The following is an 18,774-nucleotide window of genomic DNA, read 5'->3' on the forward strand; positions in this document are numbered from 1 at the left end:
GCCCAATCGTACATGATCCAACTTTTTTCCTGCAACGAAAAACTTTTCAACACGGCTTCCGCCTCCCGTCCCCAAAGGTGATAACGCTCTCATTTGTCTTTAATATATTTATATCAGTTGTTTGGGGATAGCACAAGTCCCAAACCAGTCAAGCAGCCTAACTTTGCGGAAAAAATGAAAATCATGGTAAAATTCAGGTATAGAGTACAGAATGGGGGAAGGGAAATCATGGCTAAATATGAACGCCCTGAATACACAGTGCTACTGTCGGAGGAGCCATTCGAATTACGGGAATACCGCGATTTCTATATCGTGGAATACGACAACGCCGCTGATCCGGATGTGGACAGCGGGTTCGGCACCTTGTTCCGCTACATTTCAAAAGACAATCAGTCCAACCGAAAAATCAGCATGACCGTACCGGTGATCCAGGAACTGTCGGACGAGCGAACGAAGATGGCGTTTGTTGTCCCGAAGGCGGAATGGGAGGATATTCCGAAACCCAACAGTACTGCGCTGACCGTCAAAAAATTCGCCAGCGGCCTTTTTGCGGTCATCCAATACGGCGGTTATTCGAATGATCGCAAAGAACGGGACATGCTGGAGAAGTTGACGCAGTGGCTCCAGCAGAAAAAGTACCATCCTGCTTCGAACTATATGCTGGCGTCCTTCAACGCCCCATTCGTGCCGTCGATGTTCCGGCATAATGAAATCATGGTGCGGGTCGCAACGGATCAGGAGGCTACCAAGTAATACTGGACAATTCAGTGTTCCTTTTGTATCGTATCGGGGGAACACACTCAGCAAAAAGGGGATTAATGGATGAAAAATTTAAAAAGCGGCCTGAAAGGCTTGTTCGCACTATTGGCGATCATTTTGGCCGTATGGGTCAATGGGGTCGATTCGCTTTTCGAGGATCAAACGCCCGATTCTTCGATCAGCATCGCCGCCAGCAGTTCGCAAGCAAGTGAAGAAGGCACCCAAGAAGCTAGCCCACAAAATGAGCCGCAGGAATCGGCTGAAATAATAACCAGCAGCGGTGTCGTGGAAGGGCAGTCCTATTCCACGAAAGACGAAGTTGCGGCCTATATTCACGAGTTCAATGAGCTGCCACCCAACTTTCTGACGAAGGAAGAAGCCGAAGATCTGGGCTGGGATAACGCCGAAGGGAACTTGTGGGAAGTGACTGACGGAATGTCGATCGGCGGTGATTTCTTCGGCAATCGGGAGGGACTGCTTCCTAAGAAATCGGGCAGGAGCTATTACGAAGCCGACATCGATTATGAAGGCGGCTTCCGAGGGGCGGAGCGCATCGTATATTCGAATGATGGCCTGATTTTTTACACGGATGATCATTACGAATCGTTTAAGCAGTTGTACGGGGAGGGGGATTGATTGAAGATGGAAATCATCCGTTTGGAAGGCAGGAAGATGACCGACCGGAAAGCAACGCATGCCTATCTGAAAAAGAAATTGCACCTCCCCGAATATTACGGCAACAATCTCGATGCCTTGTGGGATTGTCTGACGACCGATTTTTCCGGGAAAATGATCATTCTGCGGGATCCGCAAACCGTGCAAAATCAACTCGGCAGTTATGGCGAATCACTGTTACGCCTCTTCAGGGAAGCGGCTGCGGCTAACTCCGCCATCCGTTTGATCCTAACTTATCCGCTCCCAAGTTGATTAAGATCTACGAGCTTGGCAATGCCGGATTGTCAACCTAAAAATCGCGGTCCACGCAAAAAAGACGATTCGGACAGAATCGTCTTTTTTTGCGGTTTTGTCAATTTCCGAACAAAAAATTCTTTCCTTGATTGTCAACCAAGCGTATAGTTGACTGTATGGGGTAGACAAGTCAATGGGGTGATCAAATGGAAAAAAGGAAAGTCAGAGTCTATATTGCAGCCAGTCTGGATGGTTACATCGCGCATTCGGACGGAAATATCGATTGGCTCGACAGTGTCGCCAGGCATGATGAAGATTACGGTTATGCCGCTTTTATCGAAACGATCGACACAGTCATCATGGGCCGGAAGACCTATGAAAAAGTGCTGTCTTTCGGCGGGGATTTCCCGCATGCAGGCCGGGACTGTTACGTTCTGACCCGGACCGAGCGCACACCTGATGGTCAGGTGCATTTTTACAATGGACCGGCAGAAGAGCTGTTGGATCGGATCCGGAGCAAACCCGGCAAAGACATCTTTATCGATGGCGGGGCTGAAGCAATCGACCTGTTCCGTAAAAAAGGGCTAATCGACAGCTACACCGTGTCCATTATTCCGATTCTGCTTGGTGAAGGTATTCCGTTGTTCAAAGAGAGCATGGAAGAGCTACCGTTGAAACTGGTGGAAGCAACCACTTTTGATTCCGGTTTGGTTCAGCTCACCTACGAACCAATCAAAAAATAAGAAATTTACCAATCAGACATATTTGCTGCCTTCCCTGATGCTCAGGTTGGACAGATCATCATTATGTGCGGAAATGAACGTGCGTACCCAATCGGGATTCGTTTTGCTGAAGTCGCGCAGACTCCAACCGATGGCTTTGTTGATGAAGAATTCCTTCTGGTTAAGATTGTTCTGGATGATTTCTTCCAATAAAGCGGTATCCGTCTTCTCTTTGAAGCCGAGTTGATGGTCGATGGCGACGCGACGCAGCCAGATGTCATCCGCTACGCTCCATTCCAGCAGGACAGATTTGCATTCCGGGAAACGTTGGACGATTGATCCGACAACCCCATCCAGGCCATCGACGGTATCCCACCAGGATTTTGTCTGGATGTATTGCTTCAATTTAGGAAAGTCTCCCGGACCGAGGTAACCCTGAATCGCCAAAAGGTAGTCGACGCCGGCATACTGGAACTCACGTTCATCCCGCTTAAAGCATTGGTCGACGAAATCGAAGTCGACGATTTTTTCTTTTTTTGCGGTTGCAAGAAATTTTTTATAGGCTGCTTTCCGCGGACCCGTTGGGATACCCAAGAACGGGAATTGATTCCGCATATAAGCCGACATCTGGGGTGCGCGTTCTTCATCGCGCAACGCCAGTAGAGATTCAAAAATGCCATCATACCACATTGTTTTAGACCGCCTTTCTTAGGTGGATGCGACTCATAAGTCACTCATCATGATTACTTTAGAATAGTTTCGGGGAAAGTGCAATCATGATCCCAAGGAGGATATTATGGAACAAAATAGAAAACCCAGCTGGATACGAAAAGGGCTGATCGGATTGGCTGTAGTTATAGTGATCGCTGCAGGTGCGTTCTTTTGGTACGTCAATGACTACTACAAAGCAACGGCGGATGCGATTGAGGCGTTGCAGTCGGATGGATCGGTTACCATCACCGAAACCGATGACGCAATCACCTTTGCGCCGAATGGGGAAAACCCAGAGGAAGGCATCATCTTTTATCCAGGCGGAAAAGTTGAAGCGGAAGCTTATGCGCCTTTGCTGCGCAGCTTGACCGAAGCGGACTTGTTGGTAGTTGTCGCCAAGATGCCTTTCCATTTGGCGGTCTTTGATGCGGACGCGGCAGAAGCGATCATGGAACAGGAAAATGAGGTTGAGGATTGGTATCTCGCCGGGCATTCCTTGGGCGGCGTCATGGCCTCCAGTTTTGCGGCCGACCAATCTGATGAAGTAGCCGGCCTGATTTTCCTGGCATCCTATCCAGCCAGTGATTTGATCGATGCGCCGTTTCCGGTTCTTTCCATCTATGGATCGAAAGACGAAGTACTGAACCGTGAAAGCTACGACGAAGCGCAAGGGAAGCTTCCGGATGACTACACGGAAATCGTGCTGGATGGCGGCAATCATGCCCAATTCGGCGATTATGGACTGCAGGAGGGCGATGGAACAGCAACTATTTCAACCGTTCAGCAGCAACAGCAGACGGTTGAAGCAATCACATCATTCATCGAAAACAATCGCCAGCAATAATGCAGCGGATCAAATAATAAGTGAGATTTGCATGAAGGGAAGAAAATTATGACAGAAATAACGATGGCGAAAATGAGCCAATTATCGGAAGCCCAAAAAGAGGAAGTCAGAAAAATTTTCGTGACCAGCTACTATAAGGACATGAAGACGCTGCATCGCGATACCGAGCGCTTGCTTGGCGGATTCCGCAGATTGCTGCAGGAGGATCTGATCCGGGTTGCGATGGACGGGGAGCGCCCAGTCGCGATGGTGGGCTGTTCGACCAACCAGCGCCGTGCCATGGAAGTAAACAAAGAGGATTTCTTGGCCAACTTCGGATTTGTTTGGGGATATGTCGGGTATTTCAGCTTCCATAAAGAATACGGAAATCCCTTGCCAATCGATGATGAGACGCTCTATTTTGAGTGCGTGGCGACCAATGAAGCCGATCGTCGCCAGGGTGTTGCCGGCCAGATGCTGCTCAAACTGATCGAAACGGAACCTTACCGAACTTTCGCCTTGGATGTCGTCGACAGCAACGGACGGGCACAAAGCGTTTATGAACGGATTGGTTTCCGCGAAGTGCACCGCAAAAAATCCTGGATCGGAAAAATTTTCATGGACTACTCGGAAAGCATTTGGATGAGCCGCCCGAAGCATTTGCCGAATCCATCGGAATGATGGGGAAGTAAAAATCAATTAGACAAACAGGGCCGGCTTTGATATAGTATTACAGATAGTAAACACATTCATTGATGAAGAAAGTACTTCGAGCAATGTTCACAGCGAGCGGGGAAGGTGGAAGCCCGCAATAGAGCGAAGAAGGAAACGCACTTCAGAGAAAATGACTTGAAGACAAACGTGATCCCCCTGTTCATCGGACATCTGGGAAAGGACGTTTGTGAGTAGCGTCATTCGGTTTAGCCCCGTTAACGGTTCAAAAGGATAAAATAATCAGAGCCCATCTGTATTGCTTTATCGAATTAGAGTGGTACCACGGATGTTCGTCTCTATTTTGCCAGGGCAGAATAGGGGCTTTTTTTATCGTTATCGCAGATTTGCGACACCTACGAGAGAGAAAATGATCCGTTCATCATGTGGATAGGCAGAGGCATATAATAAAGGAGCAGAAAAATATGGATTATAAAAAGATTGTTGCTGAAGAGATTCAAAAGCTTGTACCGGAACATTTAACCTACGATCAAGTGTACCAATTGCTGGAAGTACCTAAATATACTGAGCACGGGGACGTCGCGTTTCCGGCATTCGCACTAGCGAAAGCACTGCGCAAAGCACCGCAAGCCATCGCCGGAGATTTGGCAGCCCAACTGAACCATCCTTACATTGAAAAGGTGGAAGCGGTAGGCCCGTATGTCAATCTTTTCCTTGAAAAAGCAGCGGTAACGAATGCGGTCCTGCACGAAATTGCTGCCGAGAAGCACGCATTCGGAACAGCCGATATCGGAAAAGGCGGCAATGTGCCTATCGATATGTCCTCGCCGAATATCGCAAAACCGATTTCGATGGGTCACTTGCGTTCAACGGTAATCGGGAACTCTTTGGCCAACATCATGAAGAAAGTCGGCTTCAATCCGATCAAAATCAACCACTTGGGCGACTGGGGCACGCAATTCGGCAAGCTGATCGTGGCCTACAAATTGTGGGGCAACGAAGAAAAAGTCAAAGCTGAACCGATCAATGAATTGTTGACTTTATATGTCCGTTTCCACACGGAAGCAGAATCAGACGATACCATGAACGACGAAGCCCGCGCTTGGTTCAAGAAATTGGAAGATGGCGATGCAGAAGCTTTGCATCTTTGGGAGTGGTTCCGTTCCGAATCGCTGCAGGAATTCATGAAAATCTACGATATGTTGGGGATCACTTTCGATTCCTTCAACGGCGAAGCTTTCTACAACGACAAGATGGATGAAGTAGTCGAACTGCTGGACAAAGCCGGCATTCTGACCCAAGACCGCGGCGCAACCATCGTCGATCTGGAGAAATACAACCTGAATCCGGCCTTGATCAAGAAATCGGACGGCGCAACGCTGTACATCACCCGTGACTTGGCTGCGGCGATCTACCGCAAACGCAATTATGATTTTGCGATGTCCCTGTACGCAGTCGGCAATGAACAAAGCAACCACTTCAAACAACTGAAAGCCGTTCTGAAAGAGCTTGGCTACGACTGGGCAGAAAACATGCACCATATCCCATTCGGCCTGATCACACAAGGCGGCAAGAAACTGTCGACGCGTCAAGGGAAAGTCATCCTGCTTGAGGAAGTACTGAACGAAGCGACCGAACTTTCTTTGAAACAGATCAACGAGAAGAATCCGACATTGGAAGACAAGGAAGCAGTCGCCAAAGCAGTCGGCGTCGGTGCTGTCGTATTCCATGACCTGAAAAATGACCGTCTGAACAATTTCGACTTCGATTTGGAGGAAGTCGTGCAATTCGAAGGCGAAACAGGCCCTTATGTCCAATATACAAATGCACGCGGCTTGAGCATCCTGCGCAAAGCGGCAGTTGAACTGGATACTACCGAAGCGGCTGATCTTGGTTTGGATGACGCTTACGCATGGGAAGTCGTGAAACTGTTGAACAGCTTCCCTGAAATCATCCAGCAAGCTTACGAAAAATTCGAGCCATCCGTGATCGCGAAATACACGATCCACTTGTCCCAAGCATTCAATAAATACTACGGCAACACAAAAGTGCTGGTTGAAGACGACAAACGCAACGCCCGTCTGGCGCTTGTGCAGTCCGTAGCCACAGTCCTGCAAGAAGGCCTAAGACTCCTAGGAGTCCAATCCCCAGAAAAAATGTAGGATACGATGAATTGCGGTAGGGGGTGAGCACTAAGAGGACATTACGAGAACGGCCGCTTTTTGGCCGTGACGTAATGTCAGCTTAGGCGGAACCCCCTGCAATTCAGAGTTCGACTAAATGGAATGAGATTACCGGGATTCAGAACGCGTTTGCGTAGGATAAGCTAAAACTCAAAAAGCCTAAAATTATGCACATAGTTTTGGGCTTTTTGATTTGTTCCACAAAATACTCTTTCATTCGTTGGAAACAGCCGGAAATAAGGCGGCTTTTCGACACCTGATGCACCAAGTGGGTTTTTTTCTGAAAAGTATGCTATCCTTATATTGAAGTTTTCAAAGTCGGTGCATCGCAAGCCTTGATAGAAGGGGTAGTGTAAAATGGGAAGAATTTCAGACATCACATTGACCAATCAGCCCGAGCAGCGCATCATTTCCATCAAAACGGAAACGACGCTAAAAAATATGCAGACGAAGATAGAGGACTGCCGCGAAAAAATCCTGACCTATCTGAATTTGTTGGAAGAACTGCCTGCGGGTCCCTGTTTGACGATCTATTACTCATTCACGAAGCAAAACGTCGAAATCGAAGTCGGCTATCCGATCGTAAAAATGTTACCTGAGCAGGATGATATCCGCATGTCCACCATTCCGGCAGGGAAACGGATATCCTGTCTGAACATCGGCCCTTACAATGAAATCCCGAAAATTTATCAGGAAATGGATAAGTGGTTGGAATTCCATGATTTCGAAACGAACGGCATCTCCTATGAAACCTACTACAACGGTGAAGGCTTCACGCCGCAGGAATACTTGACCAAAATCGAATTGCCTATTCAAGAGGCAGATGAATCATAAGAATTGAAAAAAATTATAGCTACAAAAAGGCGAGCCGTCGAATAGACGGCTCCACTTTTTTGGAAAGGAAACAATATGCAACAAAACAAACAGCCAGCGATGGCGGAAAACAAGATGGGTGTCATGCCCGTCAACAAATTACTGATATCGATGTCTGTGCCGATGATGATTTCCATGGTGGTGCAGGCTTTATATAATGTCGTCGACAGCATCTTTGTGGCCCAAATCAGCGAAAAAGCCCTGACTGCCGTATCCTTGGCCTTCCCGGTGCAGAACTTGATGATTGCTCTGGCGGTCGGGACCGGAGTCGGGATCAATGCCTTGGTTTCCAGACGCCTTGGGGAAAAGAATTACGAGGCGGCAAACAGCACGGCAGATAACGGCATTTTCCTGAATGCTGTGCATTTCCTTCTGTTCCTGGCGTTGGGCCTGTTCTTCATCCCGCTTTATTTTTCATTCCAAACGAAGGATGCGGAAATCATCGCCTACGGAATCGATTATCTGCAAGTCATCTGCGTTTTCTCGATCGGAATATTTATGCAAGTCAGCATGGAACGCTTGCTGCAATCCACCGGCAGAACCTTGTTCACGATGGCGACCCAAGCGACAGGCGCGATCCTGAACATCATCCTCGATCCAATCTTCATCTTCGGCTGGTTCGGTGTTCCGGCGATGGGCACAAGAGGCGCTGCGATCGCAACCGTCATCGGACAGATAGTCGCGGCTTCGCTGGCGTTCTTTTTCAATGTTCGCTTCAATAAGGAAATCAGCTTATCGTTTAAAGGGTTCCGCCCGGATATGCATACGATCAAAAAAATCTATTCCATCGGCGGCCCTTCAATTCTGATGCAAGCTGTCGGCTCCTTCCTGAACTTGAGCCTGAACAATATCCTGATCCGTTTCACACCGACTGCGACCGCTGTCTTCGGTGTCTACTTCAAGCTCCAGAGTTTCATCTTCATGCCGGTTTTCGGCCTGAACAACGGAATGGTTCCGATCATCGCCTATAACTACGGTGCCGACCAAAAAGAACGGATCAAGGAGACCATCAGCTTGTCGAAAAAATATGCGATGGCAATCATGTTCATCGGCGCTGCCATTTTCTTGCTGATTCCCGGCACACTTCTGCAATTGTTCAACGCATCCGATGAAATGCTGGAAATCGGTATCCCGGCTTTGCGGATCATCAGTCTCTGCTATGTAGCTGCAGGCTATAACATCGTTTCGGGTTCTGTGTTCCAAGCCTTCGGAAGAGGCGGCCTGAGCCTTTGGGTTTCCATGATCCGTCAGGTAGTGGTGCTGCTGCCGGCAGCGTATTTGCTTTCCTTGATGGGGAACGTTGCGTTTGTCTGGTGGGCATTTCCGATCGCGGAAGTCTTCGCGTTGGTCATGAGCATCTATTTCAACAAGAAAATCGACAAAGAAGTCATCGCGAACATCTATCCGCATACGATTGGGGACGCTGTTCCAGAATAATCAGAAAAACGAAGTCTTGCAGAGCCGTATAGTGGTTCTGCAAGGCTTTTTTTAGTGGATTCGCATGAAGGGGTGTTTTCGGATTCGGATAAGTGTCCGGCTTTACTTTTAATCCGCGGAATCCTAAAATGAAGGAGACAGAAGGACGTTTGAAACCAGAATGGAGGGATTTCAGTGAAGATCGGAATCATCGGAGCGACAGGCAGACAGGGCAGGCTGATTTTGGAGGAAGCGCATGCCCGGGGACACGAGGTGACCGCCATCATCCGGAATCCTGCCAAGCTTGCGGACAAACAAATAACCATTATCGAGCGGGATATTTTCGATGTGCAGGTGGAGGATCTGGAAGGGTTCGATGTAATCGTGGATGCGTTCAATGCGCCGGAGGGGATGGAAGAGGAACACGTCACCTCGCTCCAGTCATTGATCGATGAATTGGAGCACCTGCCGGAAACGCGTTTGATTGTTGTAGGCGGCGCCGGCAGCCTTTACGCCGATCCGGGAAAGACAATCCGCGTTATGGAAACGGCCAATTTTCCCGAAGCCTACAAACCCACTGCAACGAACATGGCCAAAGCGCTCAATATACTGAAGGAAAGCAATGTGAATTGGACCTATCTTTCGCCATCCGCTTATTTTGACCCGAACGGCAACCGGACTGGACAATACGCGGAAGGTGCAGAAACACTGCTGCTGAACAGTGAGGGTGAAAGTTACATCAGTTACGCGGATTATGCGATCGCGCTTGTGGATGAAATCGAAAGGAAACGGCACCTAAGACAACGCTACACAGTCGTCGGCGAAAGGCAGTAAGCCTTGTCGCTGACAGCCACGGAGTACGAAGATCAGGAGGGGAACTTATGGAAACATTGGATTTGATCATCGATTTTCACAAAAATAACCCACGCCAAGGTCCCGGCAGCCAACAGAGCACCATCAAAGCGCTGCAGTTTCTGCCGCAATTGACCCCACAAGCGCAACTTCTGGATGTAGGCTGCGGAACCGGCGCACAGACCATGGTGCTGAGCGAACAGACGCCGGCCCACATCACTGCGGTCGACAGCAGCAAAGAATTTTTGAGCATACTCAAGCACAAAATCCTGCAGCAAGGCATCACGAACCGCTTGACGGTCAAGGAAATGGATATGGAACATCTGGCTTTTGCACCGGAATCTTTGGACGTCATCTGGGCGGAAGGCGCCATCTACAACATCGGCTTTTCCAGAGGCATCCGGGAATGGCGTCCGTTGCTGAAAAAAGACGGTTACTTGGTCGTTTCGGAAATTTCCTGGTTGACGCCGGAACGTCCGCAGATTGTGGACAAGTATTGGACCGAAGTCTATCCGGAAATGGGGACGATCGCTGAAAAGACCGCCCAGATCGAGGAGGCCGGCTACATTCCGGTGGCGCATTTTGTCCTGCCCGAATCGGACTGGACGAGCCACTACTACCATTATTACGAGGCCAATGAAGCGGCATTCCTGGAAAGGCACGGCCATAGCGAGGATGCGAAAGCTTTGGTGGAGGAGAATCGTCAGGAAATGAAACATTTCGAAAAATACAGTGCGTACTACAACTACGTTTTCTACATCATGCAGAAATGGGAAACAAAATAGTAAGATCAGAAATGGATTCCTTCGAAAGAGGGAATCTTTTTTTTGGAATGAAACCGTCATCTATATGCAATCTTAACACCGCCGTCCATTTCCTTAGCACTTTCTTAACACGCTTTGGCAGTATGATTGACATAGTAAAGAACTTAAGAATTGAAAGTTGGGAGTGGGAATAGTGGGTATTGTGTCCATCTTTGCCTGTTTATTGGGAGTGAGCTTATTGCTGTATTTATTTTATGTCTTGTTTAGGGGTGAAGACTTATGAGTTTCATAGTTGTGCAATATGTTGTTTTCTTCGTACTGTTGGTGCTGCTTGCATCTGTTGTCGGAAATGAAATCTATAAAGTGATGGCAGGGGAAAAAATGCTGCTGACGCGGATCCTTGCGCCGATGGAACAGGCTGTATACCGGCTCATCGGGGTCGATGAAGAAGAACAGATGGATGCGAAGGCATATGCCCTTGCAGTCGTCCAATTTTCGCTAGCTGGGTTTGTCGGTTTATGGATGCTCTTGATGCTCCAAGGCTTCCTGCCGTTGAATCCGGAAGGGAAAGCCGGGATGTCCTGGGACTTAGCGCTGAACACTGCAGCCAGTTTCATCACCAATACGAACTGGCAAGCCTACGCCGGGGAAGTGAGTTTGTCCTATCTGTCGCAGATGCTGGGGTTGACGGTGCAGAATTTCCTTTCTGCAGCTGTCGGACTTGCTGTTCTTTTTGCAGTGATCCGTGGCTTGGTCTTAAAGGAAAGCGAAGCAATCGGTAATTTCTGGAAGGATTTGACGCGGGCCGTCCTGTACATCCTGCTGCCGTTGGCTACCGTCTTGGCTGTTATACTTGCATCGCAGGGCGTCATCCAAACTTTTCAAGGCGCACAACAAGCAGCCGCTTTAGAATCCGGAGAGCTGTTCTCTATTTCTTTAGGGCCGGTAGCGAGTCAAGCAGCCATTAAGGTACTGGGGACAAATGGGGGAGGTTTCTTCGGAACGAATGCAGCCTATCCTTTGGAAAATCCGACAGCCTTATCGAATGTACTGCAGCTGCTTGCCATCTTGCTGATTCCGGTATCCTTGCTCTTCACTTTCGGAAAAGCCGTGAAGGACAGAATGCATGCACGGGCCCTTTTCATCACAATGGCGGCATTATTCGTAGGTTTGCTGGCTTTGGTGACCTACAGTGAATGGTCATTGGGACCAATCTTTGAAGGCGTGCAGGCTAGCGGAAACATGGAAGGGAAAGAAGTGATCCATGGAATTGGCGGATCGGCGCTGTGGACTGCAGCAACCACGGCGACTTCTACGGGAGCGACCAATTCCAGCTTGTCCAGCTATACCGCATTGGGTAGCTTAGCGCCCTTGTTCTTGATGCAGTTAGGCGAAATCGTCTTCGGCGGCATCGGCTCGGGTATCTATGGGATGCTGGCCTTTGTGTTGCTGACTGTATTCATAGCGGGATTGATGGTAGGACGGACGCCGGAATATCTGGGCAAGAAAGTCGAACCATTCGATATGAAGATGGCCAGCGTCATCATCTTGACGCCTTCACTTTTGAGTTTGATCGGCACGGCTGTCGCCATTATGCTGCCGATGATCACTGAGTGGCTCAACACTTCTGGTGCGCACGGCTTTACAGAAGCGCTCTATAATTACACCTCACTAGCCAACAATAACGGGAGCAGCTTTGCAGGCTTCGAGTCGGATACGTTATTCACCAATTTGGTGGGTGCAGGCATCATGGTGATTGCGCGCTTCGTGCCGATGATTGCAGCCATCTATTTAGCCGGGAATTTTGCCGGGAAGAAACAGGTCGCTGTAACCGAAGGCACGCTTTCCACAAGCGATGGCCTGTTCACGGCGTTCCTGTTGGGTGTCATCCTTATCATTGGGGCGCTGAGCTACTTGCCGGCATTGACGCTAGGTCCGATTGCAGATTTTTTTGCCACACGATAACGATGAGGGGAAACTAAAAAAATGGAAAATAATGCCATATCAAAAGATATATTGCTGGATGCGGTCAAACAGTCATTCAAGAAGCTATCACCGAAAATACAAGTGCGCAATCCGGTCATGTTGGTCGTTTACTTGGGTGCCATCTTTACGACCATCCTGTTTTTCCTGTCGTTGACGGGAACAAAGGATGAGTCTTCTGGTTACACGTTCATCATCACGCTGATACTGTGGTTTACTGTGCTCTTCGGGAATTTTGCGGAGGCGATTGCCGAAGGACGCGGCCGCGCCCAAGCGGATACGCTCCGCAGCGCCCGCTCCGATGTCCAAGCGAAAAGGTTATTGACGAAGGAAGACCATGACACATTTGAGTGGGTCATCTCGAGCAGCCTGAAGAAAGGCGATTTGGTCTTCGTGGAAGCCAACGGGCAAATACCGATGGACGGAGATGTCGTTGATGGGGCCGCATCCGTTGATGAGAGTGCCATTACTGGCGAATCCGCGCCAGTCATTCGGGAATCCGGCGGCGACAGAAGCGCCGTGACAGGCGGGACAACCGTCTTGTCCGACTGGCTGGTCATTACAGTGACTGCGGAGGCAGGGGAAAGTTTCCTGGATAAGATGATTGCAATGGTTGAAGGGTCCTCGCGCAAGAAGACGCCGAACGAGGTTGCGCTGCAGATCATTCTGGTCACACTGACGATCATTTTCTTGGTTGTGAGCGGCACGCTCTTTCCGTTCACCGCCTTTTCAGCTCAGCAAACTGGTCAAGGGAATGCCATTACGATCACGAACATCATCGCTTTGCTTGTCTGTTTGGCTCCGACGACGATCGGTGCGCTGCTGTCCTCGATCGGTATCGCCGGGATGAGCCGTTTGAATCAAGCGAATGTACTGGCGATGAGCGGCCGCGCCATAGAGGCTGCTGGGGATGTCGATGTCTTGCTGCTGGATAAGACCGGAACCATCACCTTGGGTAACCGCCAAGCCGCTGAATTCTATCCGGTTGCCGGCGTCAGCATCGAGGACTTGGCGGATGCTGCGCAGCTGTCGTCACTGGCGGATGAAACTGCGGAAGGCAGATCCATCGTCGTTTTGGCGAAAGAAAAGTTCAATATCCGCGGCCGCAATCTGGGCGCGCTGCAGGCAGAATTCATCGAATTCAGCGCGAAGACGAGGATGAGCGGAATCGATTACCAAGGGAATGAAATACGCAAGGGAGCAGCCGATACCGTCAAGACCTATGTGCTCGATCACGGCGAATCCTTCCCCGAAGAGTGTGACGCCATCGTCAGGGAAGTCGCCACAAAAGGTGGGACACCGCTTGTGGTAGCGAAGAACTATAAAGTTATGGGCGTCATCTACTTGAAGGACATCGTGAAGAACGGCGTGAAGGAGCAATTTCATAATTTGCGCAGCATGGGCATAAAGACTATCATGATCACTGGTGACAACCCGATGACCGCTGCGGCGATTGCAGCCGAAGCAGGAGTGGATGATTTTTTGGCGGAAGCGACACCTGAAGATAAGATGAACCTGATCCGCGAATATCAGCGGGAAGGCCATCTGGTGGCCATGACGGGCGACGGCACCAATGATGCCCCCGCACTGGCGCAAGCCGATGTGGCCGTGGCGATGAATTCCGGGACGCAGGCAGCCAAAGAAGCCGGAAACATGATCGATCTGGATTCAAGCCCGACCAAGTTGATCGAAATTGTCCGTATCGGGAAGCAATTGTTGATGACACGCGGAGCTTTGTTCACGTTCAGCATCGCAAATGACGTTGCGAAATACTTCGCCATCATCCCGGTGCTGTTCCTGAGCATTTACCCGGAGTTGGGCGTGCTGAACTTCATGAACATCACCAGCACAAACAGCGCTATCCTGTCTGCGATCATCTACAATGCGCTGATCATCATTTTCTTGATCCCGTTGTCGTTAAGAGGGGTGCCATACAAAGAAATACCTGCCGGAAAGCTGCTGAAGCGCAACATCTTGATCTATGGGCTAGGCGGCCTGGTGGCACCGTTCATCGCGATCAAACTGATCGATTTAATCATCACATTGTTCGGATTAGTATAGGAGGAAATCATGAAGAAATTTAGTACAAGCATCCGAGTGCTGGCTGTCTTCACCGTCATCTGCGGGATTTTGTATCCAGCCGCTGTAACGGGGAACTCACAGTTGCTCTTTCAAGACAAAGCGAATGGTAGTATGATAACCATAGAAACACAGGAGGATTCAGAAGCACTTGTGGGTTCCAGCTTGCTGGGGCAAGCATTTACGGAACCGCAATATCTGATCGGACGTCCTCAGACCGTCAGCAACGCATCCCCTTCAGGTGGGGAGCAGGCGGCAGCAGTTGCGGAAAGAATCGACTTTTGGAAAGAGTTGAATCCTTTGAATGAAGCAGATATCCCGATGGAGCTAGTGACGGCATCAGCAAGTGGTGTCGATCCGCATATTTCACCGGAGGCAGCCGCTTACCAAGTGGAGCGTATAGCTGCGGAACGTGGAATGGATCCAGAACGGGTACAAACCATCATCGATGAAAAGACGTCCGGACGGGCTTTGTTTGTTTTCGGCGAACCTGCAGTGAATGTACTGGAAGTGAATTTAGCACTGGATGAAGCATCCGCCGCGGAATAAGAATCAATAATACAGAAAAGTGAGGATGGCAATGAGAAGACAGGAGGATGTGCGCCCTGATCCGGAGCAGTTATTGAAAATGATCAAGCAAACTGAAGAACGGGACAGCCAAAATTTCGGCAAACTGAAGATATTTTTTGGCTATGCGGCTGGAGTAGGGAAGACCTACGCGATGCTGGAAGAAGCCCATGATCAACTGGCTGCAGGTGTGGATATCGTCGTCGGATACGTCGAACCGCACACTCGTCCTGAGACGAATCTCCTTTTGCCGGGTTTGCCGGTCATTGCGCCTCAGCAAATCAACTACAAGAACATCAAACTGCAAGAGTTTGATTTGGATGCCGCGTTGAAACGGAATCCGGAGTTGATTCTGGTCGACGAATTGGCGCATACGAATGCAATCGGTGTCCGGAACAAAAAAAGATATCAGGATGTCGAGGAACTGCTGATGGCTGGCATCGATGTTTATACGACAGTAAATGTCCAGCACATCGAGAGCCTGAAGGATGTGGTGGCTCAAATCACCAATGTAATCGTGAATGAAACAATCCCTGACTATATTTTTGAAAGGGCAGACAGCATCGAGCTGATCGATATCGATTCCGAAGAACTGATCCAACGGTTGAAGGAAGGCAAAATCTATCGGGAAGACAAGGTGAAGCTGGCCCAACAGAATTTTTTCACGAAAGAAAATCTGCGCCTGCTGCGTGAAATCGCCATGCGCAAGTTGGCTGACCGAATCAGCGCCGATCAGCAGGCGACTGCTGGTTCCTTGGATAAGCAAGTGAACGAAAACATTTTGGCATGTGTCACCGCATCGCCTTTTTCTGCGCAAAATATCCGTTGGGCGGCACGAACGGCAGAGGCTTTTCATTGCAAATGGACAGCCGTCCATGTTGCGACCGGAGACGAGAGCAGGCTGTCTCCGCAACAGCAGGATGACTTAGAGGAAAATATGAAGCTGGCGGACAAGTTGGGTGCCAGAACATTGATTTTGCATGGGAATGACGTTGCTGAAGCATTGGCGGAATTTGCGAATATGTCGGGGATTACGAACATCGTCATCGGAAAAAGCAAAAAGAAAAAAGGCTTCCGCAGTTTATGGGAACATGATTTTGAGGACAGACTCATCTCCTTGCTGGACAAAAGCGAGATTCATATCCTTTCCAACAACGACCCAGATGGTTCCCAAGGGACGGCACTCCGCAGCTTTCCATTCAAGCGATGGTTGAGTTGGTGGACAATGTCCAGCACACAGACGGGCAAGATGTTGGGCATCTTATTTGTGACAACTGTAATTTCTTATCTGTTGAAATCCTGGGGAGTAGAACAGCATAATTTGGCAATGATTTATCTGCTTGCGGTCATCTTGACTTCGCGGGCGACAGATGGCTATGCTTATGGAATTGTTGCTTCCGTTGTCAGTGTGCTTTTGTTCGATACCCTTTTCGTAGATCCGATTTTCCATTTTAAAACCGATGATCCATCTTATCTGGTCACTTTTTTGATATTATTGATCATCGCTTTGATCACTTCAAGCCTCATCACGAGTTCGCGGATCCAGGCCAGTCTGATAGTGGAGCGGGAGCAGCGTCTGCAGGTCCTGTATGATATCAACAGACAGTTGCTGAGAACGCGGGGCCATGACAGTATCGTAGCCATTGTGAATGACTATATCAGCCGTTCGTTCAATCGCCCGGTTGTTTTTTATGCCCTCGACGAAAAGGAAGGTATCCCGATAGCCTCAGTCAGCAGCTCAAACAAGGCAGAGGCGGACTACCTGCTTACCCGGGATGAAGAAGCGGTCGCCAATTGGGTGTTTTTGAACAACAAGATTGCCGGATCAGGTACAGATACACTGAGCGGGGCGGATGGCTTTTACATGCCGATTGCATCCGAAGGGAAAGTGCTGGGCGTAGTCGGCATCGGCTCCAAAGAAGGCGTAGTGAACCATGAGAGCCGGTCGACACTCCAGATGATATCTTCGCTGATAGCCTTGGCTATTGAACGCCAACAGTTGTCCGATCAACAAAGGGAAACGATTGTGGAAAATGAAAGGGAAAAGATGAGAAGTAATTTGCTCCGTTCCATTTCCCACGATTTGCGGACGCCATTGACAGGGATTTTTGGGGCAAGCTCCGCCATACTGGAAAACGAAGAAAGTTTCGACAAAGAGACGCAGCATAAGTTGCTGTCTTCGATCCAGAGCGAAGCACAATGGCTGATTCGGCTTGTGGAAAACCTTCTGTCAGTTACCCGTATTCAAGAAGGTTCCGTGTCCGTCAACAAAACGGATGAGATTGCTGAAGAGGTGATTTCCGATGCGCTCAGCCGAATCAAGAAGAGGTTCCCGAACCGCAAGTTCAGAGTCAGCATTCCCGAAAAGGCACTGTTTGTGCCTATGGATGCCACATTGATCATGCAGGTACTGATCAATCTGATGGAGAACGCCATTACACATTCCCCGGATGATTCTGTCATCGATCTTTATTTGCATGAAAAGAAAGATGAGGCAGTCTTTGCCGTAGTCGATTACGGAGAAGGGATTTCGGATGAACAATTTCCTTTCCTGTTTGAAGCGAAAACGGGAGCAAACCAAAAAAGTTCAGATTCATCCAGAGGGATGGGAATCGGCCTGTCCATCTGTATGACGATTGTTCAGGCGCATGGCGGGAAGATGAAGGGAGTAAACCGTCTTGAAGGTGGTGCTGTTTTCGAATTCACACTGCCGCTGACAGAAGGAGAAGGGCATGAAAAATAAACTTACGATACTTTTGATCGAGGATGAGCAGCACATTACCGACTTTTTGACCGCCATCCTGCTTTCGAATGATTATACCGTCCTGAAAGCGGCGAGCGGCAAGGAAGGGATGACGTTGATGACATCCTACAATCCGGACTTGATTCTGTTGGATCTGGGCTTGCCGGATGTGGATGGGATAGAGGTCCTGAAAAAAATCCGTACCTTCTCCGCTGTGCCCGTCATGGTTGTATCCGCGCGCGGGAACGAACGGGAAAAAGTGGAGGCGCTGGATTGCGGTGCGGATGACTATGTCACCAAACCATTCAGCACTTCTGAATTGTTGGCGCGCATCCGTACTTCCTTGCGGCATAGCCAGCACCAGGTGAATACTTCGGCATTGCCGGAGGGTAGTTTCAGTGTCGGAGAATTAACGATTGATTATGAAAAGAGGAAAGTGACCGTCAGGAAGAAAGAGGTCCATTTGACTCCAAACGAATACAAAATCGTTGTCCTGTTGTCGCAGTATGCGGGAAGGGTACTGACGCATGACTTCATCACGAAGGCGGTCTGGGGACCTTATATGGATGAGAACCGGACCTTGCGGGTCAACATGGCCAATATCCGCCGAAAAATAGAAAAAAATCAAGCGGAACCGGAATATATCCTGACTGAAATCGGAGTAGGTTACCGTATGGTCGAAGAACTTGAAGAATAAGAAAAGATACGCCCTCAAGAG

General features: G+C 49.2%; 17 protein-coding genes and 1 other annotated feature. Of the genes, 16 read left to right on the top strand and 1 reads right to left on the bottom strand.

Translation table 11 applies throughout. From position 1 onward, the window contains the following. Positions 1-228: 228 nt before the first annotated feature. From WBV27_RS00090 to WBV27_RS00105, 4 genes are all read left to right on the top strand, one after another. The gene (locus WBV27_RS00090; RefSeq protein WP_424198344.1) at positions 229-753 is read left to right on the top strand and encodes an SOUL family heme-binding protein; all 525 of its coding nucleotides are present in this window, start codon (positions 229-231) and stop codon (positions 751-753) included. 69 nt (positions 754-822) lie between these two features. Further along, the gene (locus tag WBV27_RS00095; protein WP_424198346.1) at positions 823-1,395 is read left to right on the top strand and encodes a ribonuclease domain-containing protein; all 573 of its coding nucleotides are present in this window, start codon (positions 823-825) and stop codon (positions 1,393-1,395) included. A gap of 6 nt (positions 1,396-1,401) precedes the next feature. Next, positions 1,402-1,686, top strand: coding sequence for a barstar family protein (locus WBV27_RS00100; RefSeq protein ID WP_424198377.1), 285 nt, complete (start codon positions 1,402-1,404; stop codon positions 1,684-1,686). A 188-nt stretch (positions 1,687-1,874) separates the two neighbouring features. Beyond that, positions 1,875-2,411 (top strand): dihydrofolate reductase family protein, encoded by a 537-nt coding sequence (locus WBV27_RS00105; protein WP_424198348.1) that lies wholly within the window; start codon positions 1,875-1,877, stop codon positions 2,409-2,411. Between the two features lie 12 nt (positions 2,412-2,423). Here the strand turns inward: WBV27_RS00105 and WBV27_RS00110 are convergent, their stop codons facing one another. Then, on the bottom strand, positions 2,424-3,080 hold the full coding sequence (locus WBV27_RS00110; protein ID WP_424198350.1) for a DNA alkylation repair protein: 657 nt from the start codon (positions 3,078-3,080) through the stop codon (positions 2,424-2,426). Between the two features lie 106 nt (positions 3,081-3,186). Between WBV27_RS00110 and WBV27_RS00115 the strand changes: the two genes are divergently transcribed. The 12 genes from WBV27_RS00115 to WBV27_RS00170 all read left to right on the top strand — a co-directional run bounded on the left by WBV27_RS00115 (position 3,187) and on the right by WBV27_RS00170 (position 18,753). Then, positions 3,187-3,945: an alpha/beta hydrolase gene (locus WBV27_RS00115; protein ID WP_424198352.1), complete on the top strand. Its 759-nt coding sequence runs from the start codon at positions 3,187-3,189 to the stop codon at positions 3,943-3,945. A gap of 48 nt (positions 3,946-3,993) precedes the next feature. Beyond that, the gene (locus tag WBV27_RS00120; protein ID WP_424198354.1) at positions 3,994-4,605 is read left to right on the top strand and encodes a GNAT family N-acetyltransferase; all 612 of its coding nucleotides are present in this window, start codon (positions 3,994-3,996) and stop codon (positions 4,603-4,605) included. Positions 4,606-4,667: 62 nt separating this feature from the next. Then, positions 4,668-4,939, top strand: a binding site (T-box leader). Positions 4,940-5,060: 121 nt separating this feature from the next. Further along, positions 5,061-6,758 carry an arginine--tRNA ligase gene (argS, locus tag WBV27_RS00125; RefSeq protein ID WP_424198356.1) on the top strand — a complete coding sequence of 566 codons (1,698 nt, stop codon included), beginning with the start codon at positions 5,061-5,063 and terminating at the stop codon, positions 6,756-6,758. A 378-nt stretch (positions 6,759-7,136) separates the two neighbouring features. After that, positions 7,137-7,613, top strand: a complete 477-nt coding sequence (locus tag WBV27_RS00130) for a GyrI-like domain-containing protein (protein WP_424198358.1) — start codon at positions 7,137-7,139, stop codon at positions 7,611-7,613. 75 nt (positions 7,614-7,688) lie between these two features. Beyond that, positions 7,689-9,089, top strand: a complete 1,401-nt coding sequence (locus WBV27_RS00135; protein WP_424198360.1) for an MATE family efflux transporter — start codon at positions 7,689-7,691, stop codon at positions 9,087-9,089. Positions 9,090-9,263: 174 nt separating this feature from the next. After that, positions 9,264-9,902 (top strand): NAD(P)-dependent oxidoreductase, encoded by a 639-nt coding sequence (locus WBV27_RS00140; protein ID WP_424198362.1) that lies wholly within the window; start codon positions 9,264-9,266, stop codon positions 9,900-9,902. Between the two features lie 47 nt (positions 9,903-9,949). After that, positions 9,950-10,705: a class I SAM-dependent methyltransferase gene (locus tag WBV27_RS00145; protein ID WP_424198364.1), complete on the top strand. Its 756-nt coding sequence runs from the start codon at positions 9,950-9,952 to the stop codon at positions 10,703-10,705. A gap of 258 nt (positions 10,706-10,963) precedes the next feature. Then, on the top strand, positions 10,964-12,649 hold the full coding sequence (kdpA, locus tag WBV27_RS00150) for a potassium-transporting ATPase subunit KdpA (protein ID WP_424198366.1): 1,686 nt from the start codon (positions 10,964-10,966) through the stop codon (positions 12,647-12,649). Between the two features lie 21 nt (positions 12,650-12,670). Then, positions 12,671-14,728 carry a potassium-transporting ATPase subunit KdpB gene (gene kdpB, locus WBV27_RS00155; protein ID WP_424198369.1) on the top strand — a complete coding sequence of 686 codons (2,058 nt, stop codon included), beginning with the start codon at positions 12,671-12,673 and terminating at the stop codon, positions 14,726-14,728. Positions 14,729-14,737: 9 nt separating this feature from the next. Then, the gene (kdpC, locus tag WBV27_RS00160) at positions 14,738-15,295 is read left to right on the top strand and encodes a K(+)-transporting ATPase subunit C (protein ID WP_424198371.1); all 558 of its coding nucleotides are present in this window, start codon (positions 14,738-14,740) and stop codon (positions 15,293-15,295) included. A 31-nt stretch (positions 15,296-15,326) separates the two neighbouring features. Continuing rightward, positions 15,327-18,056: a DUF4118 domain-containing protein gene (locus tag WBV27_RS00165; RefSeq protein WP_424198373.1), complete on the top strand. Its 2,730-nt coding sequence runs from the start codon at positions 15,327-15,329 to the stop codon at positions 18,054-18,056. Continuing rightward, positions 18,046-18,753 (top strand): response regulator transcription factor, encoded by a 708-nt coding sequence (locus tag WBV27_RS00170; protein WP_424198375.1) that lies wholly within the window; start codon positions 18,046-18,048, stop codon positions 18,751-18,753. Before WBV27_RS00165 ends, WBV27_RS00170 begins: the two co-directional genes overlap by 11 nt. Positions 18,754-18,774: the final 21 nt, after the last annotated feature.

The sequence above is a fragment of the Trichococcus sp. genome (assembly GCF_049589555.1).
GTDB lineage: Bacteria > Bacillota > Bacilli > Lactobacillales > Aerococcaceae > Trichococcus.